The 20,163-nt window shown below is 53.4% G+C and carries 21 protein-coding genes; 7 read left to right on the forward strand and 14 right to left on the reverse strand.

What is annotated here, in order from left to right:
• Positions 1–16 precede the first annotated feature (16 nt).
• Positions 17–1,582, forward strand: a complete 1,566-nt coding sequence (locus RBB77_RS18410; RefSeq protein ID WP_353063183.1) for an alpha-amylase family glycosyl hydrolase — start codon at positions 17–19, stop codon at positions 1,580–1,582.
• Between the two features lie 702 nt (positions 1,583–2,284).
• Here RBB77_RS18410 and RBB77_RS18415 read toward each other — a convergent pair.
• Both RBB77_RS18415 and RBB77_RS18420 read right to left on the reverse strand, forming a co-directional pair.
• On the reverse strand, positions 2,285–3,133 hold the full coding sequence (locus RBB77_RS18415) for a hypothetical protein (protein ID WP_353063184.1): 849 nt from the start codon (positions 3,131–3,133) through the stop codon (positions 2,285–2,287).
• 162 nt (positions 3,134–3,295) lie between these two features.
• Entirely contained in the window at positions 3,296–5,404 is a 2,109-nt protein-coding gene (locus tag RBB77_RS18420; RefSeq protein WP_353063185.1) for a catalase, read from the reverse strand.
• 558 nt (positions 5,405–5,962) lie between these two features.
• Between RBB77_RS18420 and RBB77_RS18425 the strand changes: the two genes are divergently transcribed.
• The gene (locus tag RBB77_RS18425; RefSeq protein ID WP_353067665.1) at positions 5,963–6,514 is read left to right on the forward strand and encodes a sensor histidine kinase; all 552 of its coding nucleotides are present in this window, start codon (positions 5,963–5,965) and stop codon (positions 6,512–6,514) included.
• 233 nt (positions 6,515–6,747) lie between these two features.
• Here the strand turns inward: RBB77_RS18425 and RBB77_RS18430 are convergent, their stop codons facing one another.
• Positions 6,748–7,257 carry a DUF4142 domain-containing protein gene (locus tag RBB77_RS18430; protein WP_353063186.1) on the reverse strand — a complete coding sequence of 170 codons (510 nt, stop codon included), beginning with the start codon at positions 7,255–7,257 and terminating at the stop codon, positions 6,748–6,750.
• Positions 7,258–7,526: 269 nt separating this feature from the next.
• Between RBB77_RS18430 and RBB77_RS18435 the strand changes: the two genes are divergently transcribed.
• Complete coding sequence (locus RBB77_RS18435; protein WP_353063187.1) at positions 7,527–8,603, forward strand: DNA topoisomerase IB; 1,077 nt, start codon at positions 7,527–7,529, stop codon at positions 8,601–8,603.
• A gap of 121 nt (positions 8,604–8,724) precedes the next feature.
• Here the strand turns inward: RBB77_RS18435 and RBB77_RS18440 are convergent, their stop codons facing one another.
• The 11 genes from RBB77_RS18440 to RBB77_RS18490 all read right to left on the reverse strand — a co-directional run bounded on the left by RBB77_RS18440 (position 8,725) and on the right by RBB77_RS18490 (position 15,362).
• Complete coding sequence (locus tag RBB77_RS18440) at positions 8,725–8,886, reverse strand: DUF3309 domain-containing protein (RefSeq protein ID WP_353063188.1); 162 nt, start codon at positions 8,884–8,886, stop codon at positions 8,725–8,727.
• Positions 8,887–8,964: 78 nt separating this feature from the next.
• Positions 8,965–9,153 (reverse strand): hypothetical protein, encoded by a 189-nt coding sequence (locus RBB77_RS18445; protein WP_353063189.1) that lies wholly within the window; start codon positions 9,151–9,153, stop codon positions 8,965–8,967.
• Between the two features lie 100 nt (positions 9,154–9,253).
• Entirely contained in the window at positions 9,254–10,552 is a 1,299-nt protein-coding gene (locus RBB77_RS18450) for an Nramp family divalent metal transporter (protein ID WP_353063190.1), read from the reverse strand.
• Positions 10,553–10,651: 99 nt separating this feature from the next.
• Positions 10,652–10,864, reverse strand: a complete 213-nt coding sequence (locus RBB77_RS18455; RefSeq protein ID WP_353063191.1) for a DUF6496 domain-containing protein — start codon at positions 10,862–10,864, stop codon at positions 10,652–10,654.
• A gap of 119 nt (positions 10,865–10,983) precedes the next feature.
• Positions 10,984–11,433 (reverse strand): DUF3147 family protein, encoded by a 450-nt coding sequence (locus RBB77_RS18460; protein WP_353063193.1) that lies wholly within the window; start codon positions 11,431–11,433, stop codon positions 10,984–10,986.
• Position 11,434: 1 nt separating this feature from the next.
• Entirely contained in the window at positions 11,435–11,782 is a 348-nt protein-coding gene (locus RBB77_RS18465) for a DUF3147 family protein (RefSeq protein WP_353063194.1), read from the reverse strand.
• 11 nt (positions 11,783–11,793) lie between these two features.
• On the reverse strand, positions 11,794–12,327 hold the full coding sequence (locus RBB77_RS18470; protein WP_353063195.1) for an inorganic diphosphatase: 534 nt from the start codon (positions 12,325–12,327) through the stop codon (positions 11,794–11,796).
• 110 nt (positions 12,328–12,437) lie between these two features.
• Positions 12,438–13,394: a hypothetical protein gene (locus RBB77_RS18475; RefSeq protein ID WP_353063196.1), complete on the reverse strand. Its 957-nt coding sequence runs from the start codon at positions 13,392–13,394 to the stop codon at positions 12,438–12,440.
• Complete coding sequence (locus tag RBB77_RS18480) at positions 13,391–14,104, reverse strand: glycosyltransferase (protein WP_353063197.1); 714 nt, start codon at positions 14,102–14,104, stop codon at positions 13,391–13,393. Before RBB77_RS18480 ends, RBB77_RS18475 begins: the two co-directional genes overlap by 4 nt.
• Positions 14,101–14,676, reverse strand: a complete 576-nt coding sequence (locus RBB77_RS18485; RefSeq protein WP_353063198.1) for a class I SAM-dependent methyltransferase — start codon at positions 14,674–14,676, stop codon at positions 14,101–14,103. Before RBB77_RS18485 ends, RBB77_RS18480 begins: the two co-directional genes overlap by 4 nt.
• A complete protein-coding gene (locus RBB77_RS18490; protein ID WP_353063200.1) occupies positions 14,673–15,362 on the reverse strand; it encodes a PIG-L deacetylase family protein in 690 nt (229 codons plus the stop codon). Before RBB77_RS18490 ends, RBB77_RS18485 begins: the two co-directional genes overlap by 4 nt.
• A 187-nt stretch (positions 15,363–15,549) precedes the next feature.
• Here RBB77_RS18490 and RBB77_RS18495 point away from each other — a divergent pair, with 187 nt between their 5' ends.
• The 4 genes from RBB77_RS18495 (at position 15,550) to RBB77_RS18510 (ending at position 19,611) form a co-directional block, all read left to right on the forward strand.
• Positions 15,550–16,350 carry an SDR family NAD(P)-dependent oxidoreductase gene (locus RBB77_RS18495; protein WP_353063201.1) on the forward strand — a complete coding sequence of 267 codons (801 nt, stop codon included), beginning with the start codon at positions 15,550–15,552 and terminating at the stop codon, positions 16,348–16,350.
• 87 nt (positions 16,351–16,437) lie between these two features.
• Positions 16,438–17,082: an SRPBCC family protein gene (locus RBB77_RS18500; RefSeq protein ID WP_353063202.1), complete on the forward strand. Its 645-nt coding sequence runs from the start codon at positions 16,438–16,440 to the stop codon at positions 17,080–17,082.
• 38 nt (positions 17,083–17,120) lie between these two features.
• Positions 17,121–18,314, forward strand: coding sequence for a zinc-dependent alcohol dehydrogenase (locus RBB77_RS18505; protein ID WP_353063203.1), 1,194 nt, complete (start codon positions 17,121–17,123; stop codon positions 18,312–18,314).
• A gap of 88 nt (positions 18,315–18,402) precedes the next feature.
• Complete coding sequence (locus tag RBB77_RS18510; protein ID WP_353063204.1) at positions 18,403–19,611, forward strand: Gfo/Idh/MocA family oxidoreductase; 1,209 nt, start codon at positions 18,403–18,405, stop codon at positions 19,609–19,611.
• Positions 19,612–20,163 lie beyond the last annotated feature (552 nt).

Genomic DNA, 20,163 nt, shown 5'->3' on the forward strand with positions numbered 1-20,163 from the left:
TCAGGAGCAGAGTTAGATGCAGGAACTCGCTTGGTGGCAATCCGCGATCATCTATGAAATTTACCCACGTTCCTTTCAGGACAGCAATGGCGATGGCATCGGAGATCTGGATGGCATCCTGCAGCGGCTGGATTATCTGGCGCAACTCGGAATCGACGCAATTTGGATCTCACCCATCTATCCATCGCCAATGGCAGATTTCGGCTACGATGTAGCCGATTATTGTGGTATCGACCCAATCTTCGGAACAATGGGAGACTTCGATCGCCTTCTGGCTGAAGCTCATCAGCGAGGATTGAAGGTGATCCTCGATTTTGTGCCGAATCATAGCTCCGATCGCCACCCGTGGTTCTTGGAAAGCCGGTCCTCGCGCGAAAGCCACAAGCGAGATTGGTACCTATGGAGAGATGAACCAAATAACTGGTTGAGCAACTTCGGCGGCTCCGCATGGGAATGGGATGAAGCAACGGGGCAGTATTACTATCATTCCTTCCTGAAGCAGCAGCCGGACTTGAACTGGCGCAACCCAGCGGTGCGGTCAGCCATGTTCAACGTCCTGCGATTTTGGCTGGAACGCGGGGTAGACGGATTTCGAGTGGATGTGATGTGGCTGATGATCAAGGATTACCAATATCGCGACAATCCGCCGAATCCTGGTTACGGCCCCGACCAGCCATCCAGCAATAGCCTTCTTCATGTGTACGACTCCAATCGCCCTGATGTCCATGTTCTGGTAGCCGAGATGCGAGCGGTCGTGGACGATTACCCCGGCCGCGTCCTCATTGGCGAAATATACCTGCCGGTGAAGGACTTGATGACGTACTACGGGCAGGACTTGAAGGGGACGAATTTGCCCTTCAATTTTCTACTGCTCCAGAGTGCATGGAACGCGGAAGCAGTAGCGCAAGTCATCTCTGAATACGTGAATGCTCTGCCAGCTGGAGCATGGCCCAATTGGGTGCTGGGGAATCATGATAACGCTCGCATCGCAACGAGAGTGGGGGTTCAGCAAACTCCGGTCGCAGCCATGTTGCTCCTCACCCTTCCGGGAACGCTGACCATATACTACGGCGAGGAAATCGGCATGACGAATGTGCCGATTCCGCCGGAAGAGGTGCAGGACCCTGCAGAAAAGAATCAGCCGGGGATAGGGATGGGCCGCGATCCGGAGCGAACCCCCATGCGATGGGACGGTTCCCTTCTGGCCGGGTTTACCTGCGGCAAACCATGGCTGCCTCTCGGAGGCGATCACACGTTCGTCAACGTCGCTTCACAGGAGCAAGAGGAATCATCCCTCCTGAATCTCTATCGCAAGCTAATCGCCCTTCGCCGCATGTATCCGATGCTGGTGAGTGGCGAAATGCTTTCCGTTGTTGCTGACGAGAACCTGTTGCGCTATGAGCGCCGCGGCGTGGGGAAGCGTTTCCTAGTCTTGTTGAACTTGGGCAATGACTCAGTTCAGGCAAAGACAGAAGCTGGGACAGTCATCGCCTCGATCCGTTCCGATCGGGAGGGAGAGCAGGTTGATTCCTTGGTCGAACTTGAAGACTCAGAGGGGTTAATGATCGAGCTCGCTCGCTAGGGATACCGATGCCATCGCTCTAGGTGAAGGAGGAGTTTTCGGCAAAGGAGAAGGCAAAGAAAACCGACAAATCCACCGCTACCGGGAAGACTAAGAAAGCGGCTTAGTTTTCCTCGCCAGCAAAACCGGAGGCCCCCGAAATGGCCACCTCCGGTTTTGTTTATTGCCGACAAATTTAGGACGACATAACGGTCCGCAGAACTCACGAGTGCCGCTAAAACGCTGTCAAGCGATCTTGACTCGGCCAGCCTGTAAACACATGGTCTCTACTTGCTCCGGAGTCAGTTCTACAGCCTCACAACAGACATCAACACCTGGCTGTTTTCCTGCCTCTCTCGCCGCTTCTAAAAGACGGAGAGTCTGAAAAGGTGCCATCTGGGCAGCTCGAACTGTTGCGCCGAATACTTTGTCATTAAGATGAAGAGCAGAGACGGCGGAAGAATCCCGGGCCACCCCTGTGACTCGAAGATACCCGTCTCCAGTCATCTGGAAGGCAAGCCGATAAAGCATTTCATGAGCCTATCACTTTCCCGCATGGGCCAAAGCTGCTCGCCAAAGGCGATGTTAATGACTGAATAATGCAATCAGTAAGACGATTGGGATCGGGACGCCTAATAACAAGAGCAAGATAGAACGCATTGAAATTCTCCCCATCTATGGTTGCGTAGCAATTGAATACTTTCTCAGAGCGCCGGTTCGTTCTTATACGGTGACCACATTGTCGCGTTGCCTGCCTCCGATGGTCGCGGAAAAGCTTGCACAAAATGCTCCAATAAGGAGGGCCAAGAATATCCATAAAAGCGTATGGGCCGTCGCTTTACGAGCCGCCTCTACACTTTGCTGGGCATTGGAGAACACATCCGAGACCCGTTTATCTGCCTCAGTTTGAGGCAGGCCCGTTCTCGCGGAAACCAGTTGATCGAGATAGGATTTATCCGCCGTCGTGAAATCCCCCTGCGCGAGCGCATGAGCAAAAATAGCTCCCGCCTCTACTGAGGCGGCCGCATTCGTCGCATCCGGTTTGCTCGCATCCATGCGAAAGAGAGTGTCGACGAAATAGGCATTGGGGTCGAGGCCTTCGGCTCGAGATTGACCGCTTTTAGTTGGATTCGTCGGAGACGAACCCGAACCGATCATGGTTGTAGCAGCTGTGGCCAAAAATGCAACGGTGATCACGAACGCTGTCGCCCACGCGAGAAAACCATGGGCAGTATCTCTGAAATAGACCTCGTCGTTATGAATACTGGCCCATTTGGTCCTCAAGCGTCCGGCCAAATAGCCACCCATCGCAGAACTCAGTATCTCCATGACGATCAGCCAAATGATCGCTGATTTGCCGACAGTAGACGCCGAAATACCGGAGCCGGAGTAGGGAGACACAGAGGACAAGCCCAGGCCTGTACCCAACGCGAGAAGAATGAGCGACAGAGCAGCCGTCGCAAAGGCGCCCGCAATCACCGCTGACCAGGAGACTCCGGAGGAGTGCGCTTCGTTACGTTCGAAGTGACTCGAATAGGAATTGAAAGGCTTTTCAGTTAATACCTGTTCCATGGAGTTGCCGCCCTTTTTGTTCTGACACTGGTTACAAACTGCTACATCTGATGCTCAAGAGCACCCGGGTCGTTTGCTCAGGGGTCACATATAGTGAACCCATATAGTGAACCCAGTTTTCCTGAATCCGCCAAAGTGAGCAATCCTGATCGAGGTCCGTTGTTAAAAGACGGTGCGTACGGACGGCTCGCGTTTCCAAATTCTCCCCAGAGCGGCCCGCTCTAGAAAGGCACTGCTTGTTGCACCTCGATTCACTATAAGAACGCCTTCGTCGGCAATCACGCCCGCTTTGTCGAGAAGAGGTTGGGCCTCCGCTGTCGCTCCGATCACTTTCAGGTGAGCGAATCCGTCATGCACGAAAGCAACGGCCGCAGCTTCATTTGAAAGCGTCTCTGCACCCTCGCCGGAAAGTGCCAGGAAGATGCAGTCGAAGAGTACGGACGGCCCCCCAGCCAACTGGAAATCGGCAGGGATCACCGTTCCGTCCTTGGCCTTCGCTCCCCCAATCTTCGGGGCAATCACCTTGACGTTACAGCCTTGCTTGGCTGCAGCCTTTCTCAGGTTCGCAACGATTGTCGCGTCGCTGCCATCGGCGACGAGACAGCCGATCAAACTGCCCTCCAGAGACTTCTTCGCCTTCTTCAAAATACTGAGAGCTGAAGATGGAGGTAGGTCCTCTCGTGCCGGGACTGTTGTAGCGACCTTGGTTACCTTGCCCGGCATTCCAAGCCCGTCTGCGACCCTTCGCGCGATTCCCATGTCGACGTTGGCGAGCTGGCCTAGCGTGCGTTCGCGTATCGCCACGGTTTCGACCTTACTTAGCTCAAAGATGAACGCCGAGACGATATGGTTTTGTTCTGTTTCGGTTTGGGAGAAGAAGAACTGACGCGCCTGGCTAAAATGATCTGCGAAAAGCTCGGGCCGAATCCTCAACTTGTCCCCTTCAACATGCTCCTTCGTAGAGATAAAACCTAGTTGTGAATCCTCGCGAGCAGTATTGGCCTCAAGCGAACTCGGGGAATACGACACGCGGCCCGCAGGGACCTCGAATTGCATGTGTCCGTCGCGCTGAAAGTTCATCATGGGGCATTTAGGAGCATTGATAGGCAACTGCGCGAAATTGGGGCCTCCCAAACGAGACAGCTGAGTATCGAGATAAGAAAAATTTCGACCTTGGAGGAGCGGATCGTTGGAGAAATCGATTCCCGGAACGACATTTTGGGTCATGAATGCGACCTGCTCGGTCTCCGAGAAATAATTGGTCGGATTGCGGTCCAACACCATGCGACCGATCACGCGAAGGGGTATTTGCTCTTCGGGTATGAGCTTCGTTGCGTCCAAGACATCGAATTCGAATTTCTCTACGAACTTCTCGTCAAACAACTGAACTGCCAACTCCCATTCCGGGAAATTGCCCTCATTGATGGAGTTCCAAAGGTCGCGACGGTGGTAGTCAGGATCGCCACCGCTGATTTTGAGGGCTTCATCCCAGACCACGGACTGGAGCCCGAATTTGGGCCGCCAGTGGAATTTGACGAACGTGCTTTTACCTGCCGCGTTGAGAAGACGAAAGGTGTGCACCCCAAACCCTTCCATATTCCGAAAGGAACGGGGGATCGCGCGGTCTGACATGATCCACATCAACATATTGGTGCTCTCAGGGGTAAGAGAGACAAAATCCCAGAATGTGTCGTGCGCAGTTTGCGCTTGTGGGAATCCCCGATCTGGCTCCTGCTTCGCAGCATGGATGAGATCCGGAAACTTGATCGCGTCTTGAATGAAGAAGACCGGGATGTTGTTCCCCACCAGGTCCCAGTTGCCTTCCTTCGTATAGAGCTTTACTGCAAATCCGCGCACATCGCGCGCCATATCGGAGGAACCGGCGTTTCCGGCCACGGTCGAGAAACGCACAAATACTGAAGTTCTTTCTCCGACTTTGCTGAGCACTCGAGCCTTGGAGAACTTCTCTAAGGATTCCGTAAGTTCAAAGAAGCCGTGGGCTGCCGCGCCCCGCGCATGGACAATGCGCTCCGGAATACGCTCATGATCAAAGTGGTTGATCTTCTCCCGAAGAACAAAGTCTTCCAGTAGCACCGGGCCAGGTCGTGAAGTAGCGGATGCCTTGAGCGAGTTTTCATCGTCCGAAATAGCTTGCCCCTGCTGGGTAGTCAGTTGGGGATGGGTTCCACCTGCACGTTGGTGTAATTCTCCGCCGTTCCCTGTTTCGTCGCGGTCCTTTTTGACCGGCGCATGGTTCGTTGTCTTTTTCACGATTTTCCCCTTGTATACCGGACCGTCGACGCAGAAAGGGATTCTCGCAGTGCGAAGCTAAGTACCGATGAATGTAGGATGCGAGACGAGCATGAAGTGTGCCCGCTGAAACTCTTAAGTTTTCGCTGCATAGACCTTCGATCGGGGCTGCCTTCATGAAACGGGAAATTGTGCCCGAGGCCGGCTGGTCCAGAACTGGATTTGCCTGTTTGGTGGATGAACGAGGACGAGTTTATTTAGCCGTTCCATTTCGTTTTCATCCGGTCGTTCATGACATCCAACTTTATCCAGTTCAACGTAGTCAGAGAGTAGAAGGCTTTAGTGCGCACGGAGCACTGACATTGCACCGGAGCGTCAATGGACATGACGAATGAGCAGACACTGCGAGAACGACTCAATTAGGCCGAACGAGCGCTAGAAAGAAGTGAGCGCCTTGCGGTCGCCAGCCGCTACGCGGGGGCGATCATGCATGAAGTCAACAATCCCCTTGAGGCGATTACAAATCTTGTTTATCTCACCAAGATTCAAAAGGGTGACCCAAGGCAAGTGTTCGAAAACATGCTCGTCATCGAGGAGCAATTGGCAACGCTCGGTCGAGTCACGAGCCAGGCCCTAACATTCCATCGAGAACATGCGGAAGCGAAAGAATTTGATCTAGTCGATATCGCGGAGTCCGCTCTCCGATTGCACGCGGATAAGCTCGCAAGACACCAAATCAGCGTTGATCGGCAGTTCCAAGGACCTGCGAAAGCAACTGTTTTTGGGAGCGAGATATTGCAGGTATTGTCGAATCTGATCCTGAACGCAGTGGATGCTCTCCCACGTGGCCAAGGGAGAATCTCAGTCCGGGTAAAGAGCAGGGGCCAATCAGTTCACATCCTTGTTTCTGACAACGGCGAAGGTATCGCAGACGAGTTCTCATCTCGTCTATTCGAACCCTACGTCACGAGCAAAATATCGGGTACCGGACTTGGACTCTGGCTTTCGCACAGAATTGTCTCGAAACATCGAGGGACACTGCGTTTTCGGTTTTCGCGAAAACAAGGTAGGTCGGGTACCTCCTTTCGCATCTCTCTGCCATTGGCGCAGCTGGCGCAGAGGAATGTATGAACAACCGCCCCGTCTTCTGTTGAGTCGCTTTTACTTTGTCTCGATCAATTTGCCTTCTGTGGTGATGGTGGCAACTTGCCTATTCGATAGCCGTGGGCAACTTAGGTGCGCAGGTGGCCCATGTGGGCCCCATTCTAGGGGAAGACACTCCCCACTAACTTCGTCGCGCGGAAGCATAAGAAAGCCCTCCTAGTGATAAGAGGGCTTCCGCTATGTCAGCGAAACGGCCGACGTCATAATTTCTTCTCAAGGTCATACGCCATGTTCTTGTGTGCAGCAACGGCCGTTTTTCCTTGAAGCACGACCGCTTGGAATTTCATGTCTTTTGTATCTTTCGCCTCTTTTGTGAAGGCGCTTAATGCCTTGGAGTGATCGCTCACCATTTGTTTCATATACTCCTTATCGAAGTCATTTCCCGAGAGTTTATTCAGTTTGTCTATCTCTTTCTGAGTATCGGCATCCGGACCGCTGGGAGGCGTCAAACCCCATGATTCAGCGAACGGCTTCATGCTTGCCGTCATCTTCGTATGCTCGGCAATCATCTTCTGCGCGAAGGCCTTAACGGCGGCATTGGTCGATTTCTCATCCGCGAGCTTGGCAAGTGCAATCTCATTTTGGTCCGATTGGGCTGCCATTGCCAAAAACTTTTTGTCGTCGTCAGTGGCGGCTTTTGCTTTTAGGGGCGCTAGAACTGCGGCAAATCCTAGGACTGCGCAGAAAATTATTTGACTTGTGTGTTTCATGTTTTCTCCAGTTGGCGGCGAGACCGAACGACAGTTCGATCATGAGTTCATTGTGTAAGAGGCGGTCCCACTTCTGAACGTTGCACCGTTGTGGCACATACTTTGCGATGGAGTGGCTGGGGCAACCCGCTATTGTGGCTAGATCAATTCGGGCCCTTTACCATTGTTAGTAAGCGGTCGGTTGATTAAACCCTTGTTCGGGTTGGATTCAGCCCTCTGCGGATACAAACTCTGCATCCAATTGTCAGTTTCAGAGGCGGGGAATTCCTTTGGCCAAGACAATGCCGCACTTAGAGATCGTCACCGACCCAGTTGAATCGGCGAAAAGCGCAGGTCTGCGCTATGTTTCCGACGCTAAGCCCGGGATCACGCGCAAGCGATGGAGGAAAGGGTTTCGCTACTTCGACGCGGAGGGAGCGCAAGTACGCGAGTTAGAGACTCTCGCTCGTATCAAGTCATTGGTCATACCTCCCGCTTGGACTGATGTGTGGATTTGTACTAACCCGAAGGGACATTTGCAGGCTACCGGACGAGATGCCAGGGGGCGGAAGCAGAGCCGATATCACCCGCGCTGGCGCGAGGTACGGGATGAGACCAAGTACGAACGCATGATGGCTTTTGGGGTAGCCCTCCCGACGATTCGCGACCGCGTCGAACAGGACCTTGCTAGACCGGCTCTTCCACGAGAGAAAATCCTGGCAGCAATCGTGCGTCTGATGGAAACCACCCTGATTCGGGTCGGGAATATCGAGTATGCAAAACAAAACCAATCCTATGGATTGACTACGATGCGGGGCAAACATGTCCGAGTCGACGGATCCACTATCACCTTCAAATTTCAGGGAAAGAGCGGCGTGCGACATGCGGTGGATATCACTGATCGACGGCTGGCGAAGATCATTCAGCGCTGCCAAGATATCCCCGGTTACGAATTGTTTCAGTATGTCGACAGCGAAGGGGAGCATCACACAATCGATTCTGCCGACGTCAACGACTACCTCCGCGAGGCGACGGGGCAATACTTCACTGCCAAAGACTTCCGAACTTGGACGGGTACGGTTATGGCCTGCGCGAAGTTGCAGGAATTCGATGTGTTTGAGTCGGAGAGCGAAGCGAAGAAGAATGTGGTGGAGATCGTCAAAACTGTGGCGGCGAGGCTAGGAAATACACCTTCTGTTTGTCGGAAGTGCTACATCCACCCCCTAGTGATCGAAGCCTACATGAGTGGTGCGTTTACCAAAACAAGGAGAGAGCAGCAATCCCAGGAGTCTCCAAGAGAGCTTCAATGGGAGGAAACTGTTTTGATGAAACTCATGCAGCGTGTACTCAAAGTTGCCGCAGCCTAGACGGATAGCGAATTGTGATTCACGCGATTAGGTAAGCAAGCGTCGAGGTTCTCGGCCCAGGCTACGCTAGCTTGAACCGCTTTTATAGCCTTGTTTCACCCAAGCCCTGAAAAAGTTTGGGCTAGAGGCGCCCCCGACCTCTTCCGAAAAGCAGATAAATGACAATCAGTGCAAGAATCAAACTAAGACCGCCGCCACCATAGTAGCCAAGTCCGGGGCCCATATAGTAGCCACCGCCGCCGAATAAGAGGATGAGAAGGATTAGAACCAGAATGAGAGGCATGCGCGGAAGTGTAACATGCGGGCGCGAACGCCACCTGATGACACCTCACTTGCGAGGCTATCGACTCTTCCGACAACGCTAGACCGAATTTTTCACTTCCGAAACCAGTGAGCCAACTGGATTGGTAATCGTCTGTTTTGCAATAGACCCCAACGATTCGCCCCGACGATACATCAGGTAAGCTGCCGCGAAGCCGGAGACAACGGTCGCCACCAGGATCACCTTTTGTAGAGAGCTGCGGCCTTCAGGGAGCGCGTCAGTGTTCATATATCCTCCTCGCTTGTTCTGAGGATGTTGGATGCAGGTTTCGTGCCCGGTGAACGTCACCTTGCGGGACGTTAAACCAGGACAAACCCGCAAGTCAGATTTATCGAAGGGCAGCTAACAGTCCGATCGCGGCGGCGCTCATGACGACGGCGCATGCCCATCCGAGTATCTTCATTCCATTGGAATTGACGCAATGACCCATCACTTTCTTGTCGCTTGTGAGGAGAACCACGATGACCACCAAGGGCGGAGCTAACAGACCGTTCAGAATAGCCGACCAAAACAGCATTTTCACCGCACTGATCCCGGAATAATCGAAGGCGAGTCCGACTACTATCGAGATGCCAATTACGATGTAGAACTTAGCCGCCAGCCCTGGCTTCAAATTGAGAGAGGCCGATCGCCACTTAGACGCCTCCGCTACGACATAAGCGCAAGAACCGGCTAGGACTGGGACGGCAAGCATGCCAGTCCCAATCAGTCCGACAGCAAAAAGCCAGTACGCACCTTGGCCAGCGAGCGGTTTCAGAGCCTCAGCTGCTTGCTTGGCCGTTTGGATATCCGTCGTGCCGTGTGCGTGAAGGGTTGCCGCGGTAGTCAGAATTAAGAAGTACATCACAGTGTTGGACAGTAGCATCCCGGTAACAACGTCTCGTTTTGCAGCTGCAAGCTCTTTGTTCGTCGCTCCCCGTCTTTCCGCGACAGTGGTCTTTCCGTGATCTCGGTCTTCCTCCACCTCCTGGGCTGCTTGCCAAAAGAAGAGATAAGGCGAGATAGTAGTTCCTAAAATTCCAACCAGCACCGCGAAATAGTCTTTGCTGTATTCAATGTGGGGGACGAAGGTGGCCCGGGCTACCGCCCTCCAATCTGGATGCGCGAGAAATGCGGTGATGACATAAGCGAAGAGAACCAACGTCAGCCATTTGAAGATCCGAGCCATGGTCCGATAGGAAGTCCAAAGCAACAAACCCAAGATGAGTGCCGCCAAAAACGGCGCCCAGTAGTACGCGCGGACACCCGTCATCATTTCGGTTGCTTCTGCCATCCCGCCGAGATCGGCACCTATATTAAAAACATTGGCAATTGCCACGAGCGCACACGCAAGCCACAGCACCCATCGGGAGTAGCGAGTTCGAATCACACTGGCGAGTCCGCACCCAGTCACCATACCGAGGCGTGCGCACATCAGCTGAATTGCCGCCATCAAGGGGAAAGATAATAACGCGGTCCAGAGCGTGGCGTATCCGAACGAAGCCCCAGCAACCGAGTAGGTCGATATACCTGATGGGTCATCGTCGGCAGCACCCGTGATCAACCCGGGACCCAACTCTTCTAGAAACCCCTGCACCCCGCGATTGTGGCTAGAAGGAGCGCCCACATCAGCAACCTGTCCCGGCACTTGCTTGGCCTCTTGCTGTTTGGGTCTGGCTTGTCTTACTAAGCGCGCGACTTATCCTGATCGCCGAATGGAAAGCCTGATCTGCTCGAGCTGAATGTCTCATTTCTTCTTCGGCACCTTCTTGCCCGCCTTGCGAGCCTTGGAGAGCCCTATAGCAATAGCTTGCTTCTTGCTTGTGACTTTCTTACCACTCTTGCCACTCCGTAACTTGCCTTCCTTTCTCGCTTTCATCTCTGTTTCAACACTTTTTCCTGCAGACTTCGAATATTTCCGTTTCGATGCTTTTTGGGCAGTGGATTTTTTAGTGGTCATGGGCTCCTCGTGCCGTTGGATGATGTGCAATATCGGCTTGTTGCATGGAGGTCCAGTATCTTCGGTGATGCTGCCATCTCTCGATTCTGAGACTCGTGAAATCGTCGAATCTTATTGCCCTAATGATCTGCGTCAGCATTTCGCTTATGAAAGAACCGATTCCGATGAATGGTCCAGAGCAGAGTCGAGACTCCAAGCCAAACGACGGTAGCGACCATAAGGATGCGGACCGCACTGTATTCAGGCAGACCGATCCATAGGGTGAACGCAAATGCCATTAGACCGAGACACCCGAGAGAGGCACCCAATGCGTCGATACTCGCCGCGAGCCGACCTCGTTTCGTTCCGTCGAAACCATGCTGCGCCTTTCGCTTCTTCTCGTGGCTTTCGATTAAACTAGCGCCCGCCGGGAAGATGGCGGGAAATGCCAGAAACAGACCTCCCAAACCCGGTCCATAGCGTTTTGCGATGAGACCAGCCAGGACGGTGCATATGCCACCGAACACGAATCGCAAGGCGTATTGGTGGGGCTTCGTTTCTTTCAGCGATGAGAAATCCATTCTGATCATGTCAGTTCAGTCTTCCCCACCAGTGCCACAGCCCCAGCGACACTCCAAACCAGACTGACATCAGAAAGATCGCGGTTGGGAGCGCGGCTGTTTTATGGCGAGCCAACGCACCGCAGACGCAGGCGCTATAGATGAGGAAAGCGAAAGCCCCCAAGATCATCGAGTGGGCTTCAGTCGCCGCATATTGCCTACCACGCTGCGATATGGTTAGCCCTAGAGTAGCGAAAGCAATACTGGGTGCGGCCCCAAACAATCCGGCAAAGCTCTTTGGTCGCAAGATGTCCCCGATGATTGCGAATAAGCTAACCACGACCCCGCCAATGAGAAATCTGATAATTAGCTCACTCATAGATCACTCCTTCAGCTCGCTTTGCGCGCTTTCTTGATCAGATCAAGCGCTTTATCGGCGCCTTTGCAGCCAAGAAGCTTGTACTTTTTGCCTTCAAGATTGTGATAGTTCACGAAGAAATCCTGCAACTCATCCAGAAACTTCTTGGGAAGATCCGCGAGCTTTCGGATGTTTGAATACATGTGGTTGGCTTCTGCAACCGCAAGCAATCTATCGTTTCGAACCTTCTTTTTACCGTCGGCCTGTTCCCCTTCAATCACACCGATGAGAACCGCACGAACCGCACAACCGGTAAAGGCCGGTTCATCCATCAGCAGAAGCACATCGATTGGGTCGCCATCGTCCGCAATCGTCTGAGGCAAAAAACCGAAGTCATAGGGGAAGACCATCCCAGCCGGCAACACTTTTTTCAGGGCAAATATCCCTTGATCGGGATCGAATGCAAACTTGTTGCGGCTCCCCTTCGGGGTTTCCACAATCACCTGAAAGATGCCATCTTTCTTATCAACCGGTTTCAACTTTGTTGGATCTACTAGCGATTTCATCTTTCCTCACTTTCTAATAAAGCCAGCAGTTCAACTGCTCCTCCCAATCCTTTGGGAACAGGGAACGATGTTGGTGTGAGTCCAATACTGTCTCCATGAGTTGCATTAGGCTAAAAGCTCTGGCTCCGATGCTTGAGTTGTCTAAGCCTTGTACCTAGTCGGTCGAGGTCTCGTTCGGCGTGGGATTGTCGCAAGTACAGATCGAGCTCCTGATATCGAAGCGAGACGGGCTCGTCCATCGCCAGAGGATAGGGCCCGAAGGCTCGCGGGATTCTGCGAAGAACATCCGTGCAGAGCTGCTCGATCAGATGCCGAAGCGAAAGCGCCCGAATCTCCGCTTCGTCTCCATCCTTGGGATCAGCGTCGATCTCTCTTCCGGCTTGATCGAGATAAGACTTTAGTCCCCAACTGGATGCGAACATTGCGCCTAAGTGTGACAGAGTATGAGTGTCGTCCCGTTTCTGGCGCATGGCAAAGTCCACCAACCCGATGGCTCCGCCCGCCCAACAAGCCGCAGGACCGCAAGCACCGTGCCAAAAGCCGGGTCGATCGGTATACCATCCGGGATCACCGATCACGTCGGCTTCTGTGACGGTTGCATCCTCGAAGGTAGCGTTACTAGTGTTGGTCTCACTGAACGCCCTTGTCTTCCATGCGGTGCCATCGAATTGAGTGTTGGCAGCATTTCTTCTTAAATCGATCTCGACCAGCAAATTCATTGGAATTCCGACTGTTACAAGTGCTCGGTCGACCAAACCAGCCCCACTGCAAAACATCTTTGACCCACTAATGGTCATCCCGCTCGCACCCGACTTCAATTCCAACGCTTCCCCTGGCTTTTCCGATGCCCAGACGCCATAGAGCTTGTTTGCAAGAGGCTGTCTTCCGGCTTCGGCCAATATGGCAACCGCGTCCCAGTGGGCTTCGGCCAAGCGAGCCAAAGTGAGATCTTCTCGCCCAATCTCCATCAGGCGCTGATGGCGCAATGGAGTCGCGCCACCACCCGGAAGCGGTAGATCCTCTGCTACAAGCGTGCGAAGTCGCGAGATCAACTCCGGCCGTTTCATGCGGCCACCTCGTTATGCGCGGCGAGAGCCTCCGCAAAGCCATGAGGGGCTCGCCCTGTTCTTCGTCCGCTTGTAGTCACTCTGGTGTGATCGACAGACACCCGTCGAACACCCAAGTCCCGCAATCGGTGCCAGAGGTCATGATCTTCAGCAGTTGCAAGTTCCCGCCAGCCGCCGGAATTCCGGTAGACGTCTCCGCGAATACCGAGGTTAGCTCCGTGGATATGCGAATGCGAGCCATCAGAACCAATCACGTAACTCGCGCGAAATCGTTCCAGTACCTCAGGACCGTGTTCTTCGAATGAATCCACCTCTACTGTGCCCGCGACCGCCTCCGCGCTCTTGTTTGCGAGGAGTAACTGCTCAATGACCCAGGTGTCTGGTACGACGCAGTCCGCGTCTGTATTTGCCAACCACAGACGGTTCCACGGTCCCCGATAACGCTGCATGGCAGTTTCAGCCGCCACAGCCCTGGCCTTACCAACGACACCGGATTCGATCGATATCGCCAAGCCACGTCCCCGCGTCATCTCTTTCGCGATTTGAAAGGTCAGGTCCGTCGAAAGATCAACTGCCACGATCACGTCGGTAGTCACACAAGGAGGAAGCATTGAGAGCGATGCGAAGACGGATTCGAGGCAACGAGGAAGAAGTTTCTCTTCATTGCGAGCGGGAATCAGGATGCCTACATGCCATGGGTCACTGATCATCCTCGGATCCACCGATCTATTCGAAACCCGATGTGACGCGCAGAGTACTCGAGGGTCAGGCCACCGAGGTAGCTCAAAACCTCATGCACCGAATCTCCATCCAAAAGATGATCCGCAGAATGTCCGAGCCAGTGAACTGCCAACAGAACACCCGAATGCTCCAGGCGTCCCGCTAGGTCGGATCCGACTTGAAAGAGTTCCTGGCGGTCGAAGTAATAACCAATTTCGCTCAGAATGACGAGGTCGAACGTTCCAGCTGGAACATCGTTGGGTAAAGAACCACAGCAAATGTTGACGTTGGCCAGATGCGCACAGTGTTGGCGCGCCAGCGTTACAGCAGTCGGTGAGATTTCGATTGCGTCGACATGCTCGCAAATCGACGCTAAACGAGCGGTCAAGATGCCAATGGAGCACCCCGGTTCAAACGCACGCTTATAGCGACGACTATCCAGTGCATGGAGGATTTCGGAATAGCGTTTCTGCTCGTAGTCATTTGAGGTAAATGCCCAGGGATCGTCGTTTTCCCGATACTTCGCGTCAAAGAACTCCTGATTAGTGGTATTGGTCGTCATGAAATGCAGAAGACCTCGAAAGGACGCCTCGCAGGCGCCAGCAGGGAGTCGGGCAAGATCGGCTCACCCGAATCGTGTGCTAGTTGTGAACTATGGCACTTCAGAGCCTCAGACTTACTCTTTTGTTGCCTCTGGTCCAAAGGAAATGAACGCAATGTTAGCTTGTCCAGCGACGCAGTCGCCCCACGATGCCATGTCCAAAAAAAGTACGAGGTTAGCGTTGCTCCGGTCTGAAATGCGACACGCTCTGCCGCACGGCCACAGGCTTCATGATCTGGATGAAAGTCGCCGCGCCACGGAGCAATGAGATGCGTGTCTTTCGTCACGAAGGGCAGGAGTTGCTCAACTAATCGAGCCTCATGGGCCGCGACATCACTATCTGGAAGGCGCAATCGACTAATGTTCTCGGCCGAAACGCCTAGACGCTTCAATGCATTTCGCTGCTCTAACTCACGAATTTTCCCCAGACCGGGATCGTATCCGTAGGCGCTCTCTCCATCGGTGGCTGCCACCACTACTACGTCTGTGCCTCGAAGACATTGGGCGGCGATGAAGCCTCCGGCTCCCAGAGTTTCATCGTCAGGGTGGGGAGCAAGCACGACTACGCGCTTCGGTGGGGGTGCCCAAACCGGCAAATCTTCCAAAGCAGCTAGCCATTCGTCTTCAAAAACCAGCGGAACAATCATAGGAAACCACCAATCTGTAAGATGCGCATTTCTTCTCCATAGCTAGATGGTTCAAGAACTACCTGGGTCTCCTGTCGGCAATCCGACAGAACAGAATCGCCTCCTTTCGTCTCAAAAAAACGCGACCTTCAACTTTTGCATCACAGTCCGTGAATGATCGTGCGCAAATCGGTTGTGGGAGCTTCTTATGGGACAAATGTTGGCGGTAGTAACGGGAGCATCGAGTGGGATTGGATATGAATTGGCGAAAGAGTTAGGCCGCAGAGGCTACGACCTGATCGTCGCCTCCGCTGGGGATCGACTCGCGCCGGCTGCTGCAGAATTACGCGCTTCCGGAGTCCAAGTGACTGAAGTCCAAGTGGATCTGGCGCAACGAGACGGACCTCAGATCCTCTGGAAGCAGATCATGGCATCAGGACGCCAGGTCGATGTGGCTTGTATCAACGCTGGTGTCGGAGTTGGAGGCCTCTTCCTGGAGACTAGTTTGGACGAGGAACTCAACATGGTCGATCTGAACTGCGCCAGCACGGTCCAGTTGGCTAAATATGTTGTGCGCCACATGGCAGATCGAAATTCCGGTCGGATTTTGTTTACCGCATCAATCGCTGGAGAAATGGTCGCTCCTCGTGAGGCGGTCTATGCCGCAACGAAGGCATTTGTTCTGTCTTTCGCCCACAGCGTTCGCTATGAGCTGAAGGATACAAAGGTCAGCGTAACAGCTCTGCAGCCGGGTCCAACCGATACGGACTTCTTTCACCGGGCGGGGATGGACGACACGGAAGTCGGCCAGAAGGGGAAATTGGATAGCTCTCCGGCAGACGTAGCACGTCAGGGTGTTGATGCGCTCATGGACGGCAAAGACCATGTCTACTCCGCATCCATGAAGACGAAGATGGAAGGGATGCTCGCGAATTTCACCCCCGGCAGCGTCAAGGCCGCCATGCACGAAAAGATGGCAACGCCACAGGACGAAAAGAAGGCTAGCTAATTTGAAGAGAGATGCCCTAGTGGGGTCGTCATTCTCGAACGACTAGTTTTACAGTCCTTTCCGAAGAGATACAACGGAGGAATTAAGATGTCACACCCTTTGATGGAAAAACCGAATGCCGAACAGGTTCTATTTTCAGCGAGTGCAGCTGTCGTTATGGACGGGCGCTATTTGGCCCCGCCGCAAGATAAAGATGGAAAGATTTGGGCGAGAACGTCCGCCATCGTTCAGGCTGACGCCAGTGAACTCTATGCTCTGTGGAGGGACGTCGAGAGCGCTCCCAAGTGGCAAGAGCAAATGACGTCGGTGAGACGGATAGGCGACGTAACCTCCCACTGGGTCATGGAATCCGACGGGGAGAAAATCGAATGGGATTCCGAGATCCTTGCCGATGAGCCCGGCAAAAGAATCGCGTGGCGCTCCATCGCGGGGGATTCGAGCAATGCGGGCGAGGTCATCTTCGATACCGCCCCCGGAGACCGAGGGACGTTGGTTACGGTCTTGCAGGAGTTTCATCTTGGGAAGATCGCTAACGCCTGGGAGACGATTGTCGGACGCAATCCAAAACAATCTGTAATCGAAAATCTCCGACACTTCAAGGCATTCGCGGAGACTGGCGAGATTCCCCGCACGCAAGGCCAGCCGCATGGTCCTCGAGGAATTATTGGAAAGATGAAGAAGTCACTCTACGGGGAGACGATTACAACTCCGCCTGCCGAAAAGGCGAGCTGAATCAATTAAGAGTTCTGCCACGAAACAGGAGAAAGATTATGAAAGCAGTTTGTTGGATGGGAACAGGAAAACTCGAGACATTAAATGTGCCGGACCCTACGTTGCTAAATCCGCATGACGCCATCATAAAAATCACGCGGACCGCGATTTGCGGATCTGACCTGCATCTCTACGACGGCTTCATTCCAACCATGGAGGCAGGTGACATTCTCGGGCACGAGTTCATGGGACTGATAGAGGAAGTCGGGAACGATGTGACGAACTTGAAACGCGGAGACCGCGTCGTGGTTCCGTTCACGATTGCCTGTGGAAACTGCTTGTTCTGCCGAAAGAAGCTTTGGTCGGCCTGTGACAACACCAATCCAAATTCGCATCTGATGGAGGCGGCGTACGGTTACTCGGGCTCTGGTCTCTTCGGTTACTCGCACATGATGGGCGGATATGCCGGGGGTCAGGCTCAGTACGCTCGAGTGCCGTTTGCCAACGTCGGGCCGCTGAAGATTGAAAGCGATCTTCCTGACGAGAAGGTTCTCTTCCTTTCAGACATCTTTCCGACAGGCTATATGGCCGCAGAAAATGCCCAGATCCAACCCGGAGACACGGTAGCCGTGTGGGGATGCGGGCCAGTTGGGCAGTTCACAATCGCGAGTGCTTTCATGTTGGGCGCCGGAAGAGTGATCGCCATAGATAGATTTCCTGAGCGACTCAAACTAGCTCGATCACTTGGGGCAATCACCGTCGATTACTCTGAGGAGGATGTGAACGTGTTGACCGCGTTGAAGGACCTTACCGGCGGAATCGGCCCCGATGCCTGTATCGACGCCGTAGGGCTCGAGGCCCATTCAACCGAACTTCAGGGTGTCTACGACAAGGTAAAAACAAGTCTTCTTCTCGAGACGGACCGACCCGGCGTCCTTCGCCAGGCGATACAGGCGGTTCGCAAAGGAGGAACAGTATCCATTCCGGGTGTCTATGGTGGACTGCTCGATAAGGTCCCATTTGGAGCCGCGTTCGGCAAGGGCATCACCATGAAAATGGGTCAGACCAACATGCATAACTATATGAAGCCTCTGCTCGAACGAATCGAGCAAGGCCAGATCGATCCGAGCTACCTCATCTCTCATCGCATCACACTGGACGAAGCACCTGAGATGTACAAAGTTTGGCGGGATAAGAAGGATAACGTAACAAAAATCGTGATCGACCCGTGGGCCGAAAAGGGATCAGCATAACCAGCGGTTCGGCGCGATCGTCGATGCCAAACTTATACAAAATCCTGCCTCATTAACTTGAGCAGGAACATATGCGCAGCTAATCAATATGCCTATCACTGAACTTTCTCGTCGTACCTTTCTTCACTCAGTGGCCGCCACCGCATTGAGCGCGAGCTCGTTCGCGCAAGAGCCGGGAGGAAAGATCAATCAGGTTGACGAAGTTCAGCTTTCTCAGATTCACGGTCCATCCGAACAAAATGAAAAAGCTCCGGGCCCTTTCCTTCCTATGGACCAGCGCATTGGTTTTGCGATCGTCGGCCTAGGAAGACTTTCACTCAATCAGATACTTCCGGCTTTTGGCCATTCTCAATACTGCAAACCGGTGGCTTTAGTGAGTGGCGATCGCGAGAAGGCGCTAAAGGTCGCGGGCCAATATGGTATCGCCCCTACCGCGATCTATAACTATGCAAATTTTGATCAATTGGGCAAGAACCCAGAAGTCAAAGTGATTTATGTGGTGTTGCCAAACGGAATGCACGAAGAGTATGTCGTTCGTGGGGCGAGAACAGGCAAACACATTCTTTGCGAGAAACCGATGGCGACCGGCTCCCGCGAGGCTGAACATATGATTTCAGCCTGCAAAGAGGCCAAAGTAAAGCTCATGATCGCCTATCGACAACAGTACGAGCCTCATAACCTCGCGCTCCGGCAACTGGTAACTGAAGGTAAACTCGGCGCATTGCGCGGCTTCGTATCCTCGAACTCTCAACAGCAGGGCGATCCTACTCAGTGGCGACTAAAAAAATCTCTGTCTGGCGGAGGCTGCCTTCCTGATGTGGGTCTGTACTGTCTGAATGCCTCACGCTTTCTATCTGGAGAAGAACCGACAGAGGTGATGGCCACTATCTTTCAACCGAAAGATGACCCACGTTTCACCGAAGTAGAAGCGAGCTGCAGTTTCAGCCTGAAGTTCCCCAGTGGTTTTGCGGCGACCTGCACCACCAGCTACGACGTTCACAAAAGTCAGTTTCTCCGGCTTGAAGGAACAAAAGCGTGGGCTGATATGTCTCCCGCCTACGGCTACCACGGCAATCGCCTTAAGTGGTCGCATCTTGACGGCGATAGAGAGACTGAGATAGTCCCGCAGATAGAGGAAGAAGACCAATTTGCCTTAGAAATGGATCATTTCGCGGAGTGCATCCTGGAAGGCAAGACGCCTCACACCCCCGGTGAGGAAGGCCTCAAAGATCATAGGATTATGGAAGCAATTTACGATTCTGCCCGAACCCGCCGAATCGTCGTGGTTTCCACATGACCTTAGTTGATCTCACGCCCGCTTACCTAGGTTTTAAGTGAACGATTGCTCTAACCAGTCCTGCGCTGGCCAGGAAGGCTGCGACATCGAACTTGGCTTGTCTGAACTCAGTCATAAGATAGGTCACAGCTTATCAATGTGATGCCCCGATCTTGTCAATGTGATGCCCCGATCTTGCGGAACGTTGTGAAAGTGTCGCATCATCAGCATCGTCCCACCGTAGTGGAGTTCTGCTGAACCAATCAATCCAACCGTCGATCCGCGCGAATCAACTAATCTTGCGCATCTGCCCACCCTCGGTGCCAGTCTACAGTCTTCCCGTCACTCGGTTTGCCCGCTTTGCCGGCTTGGAAACCGGCATCATACTCGGCGGAATCATCGTGGACCGGAGGTAGCTCATCTGGCTCAGACAGTTCATTGATCTTGTCTATCTCGGACATTCCCCTTCGGATGCCGAATCTCTATTTCTCGCTGCAATACGCGGTCGAAACGAGTTTTAGACAATCGGAGTTTCGGGCAGAGGGCATCCAAAGGTCCGCCCAAGGTCCTCTT

It is taken from the genome of Tunturibacter psychrotolerans (assembly GCF_040359615.1).
GTDB lineage: Bacteria > Acidobacteriota > Terriglobia > Terriglobales > Acidobacteriaceae > Edaphobacter > Edaphobacter psychrotolerans.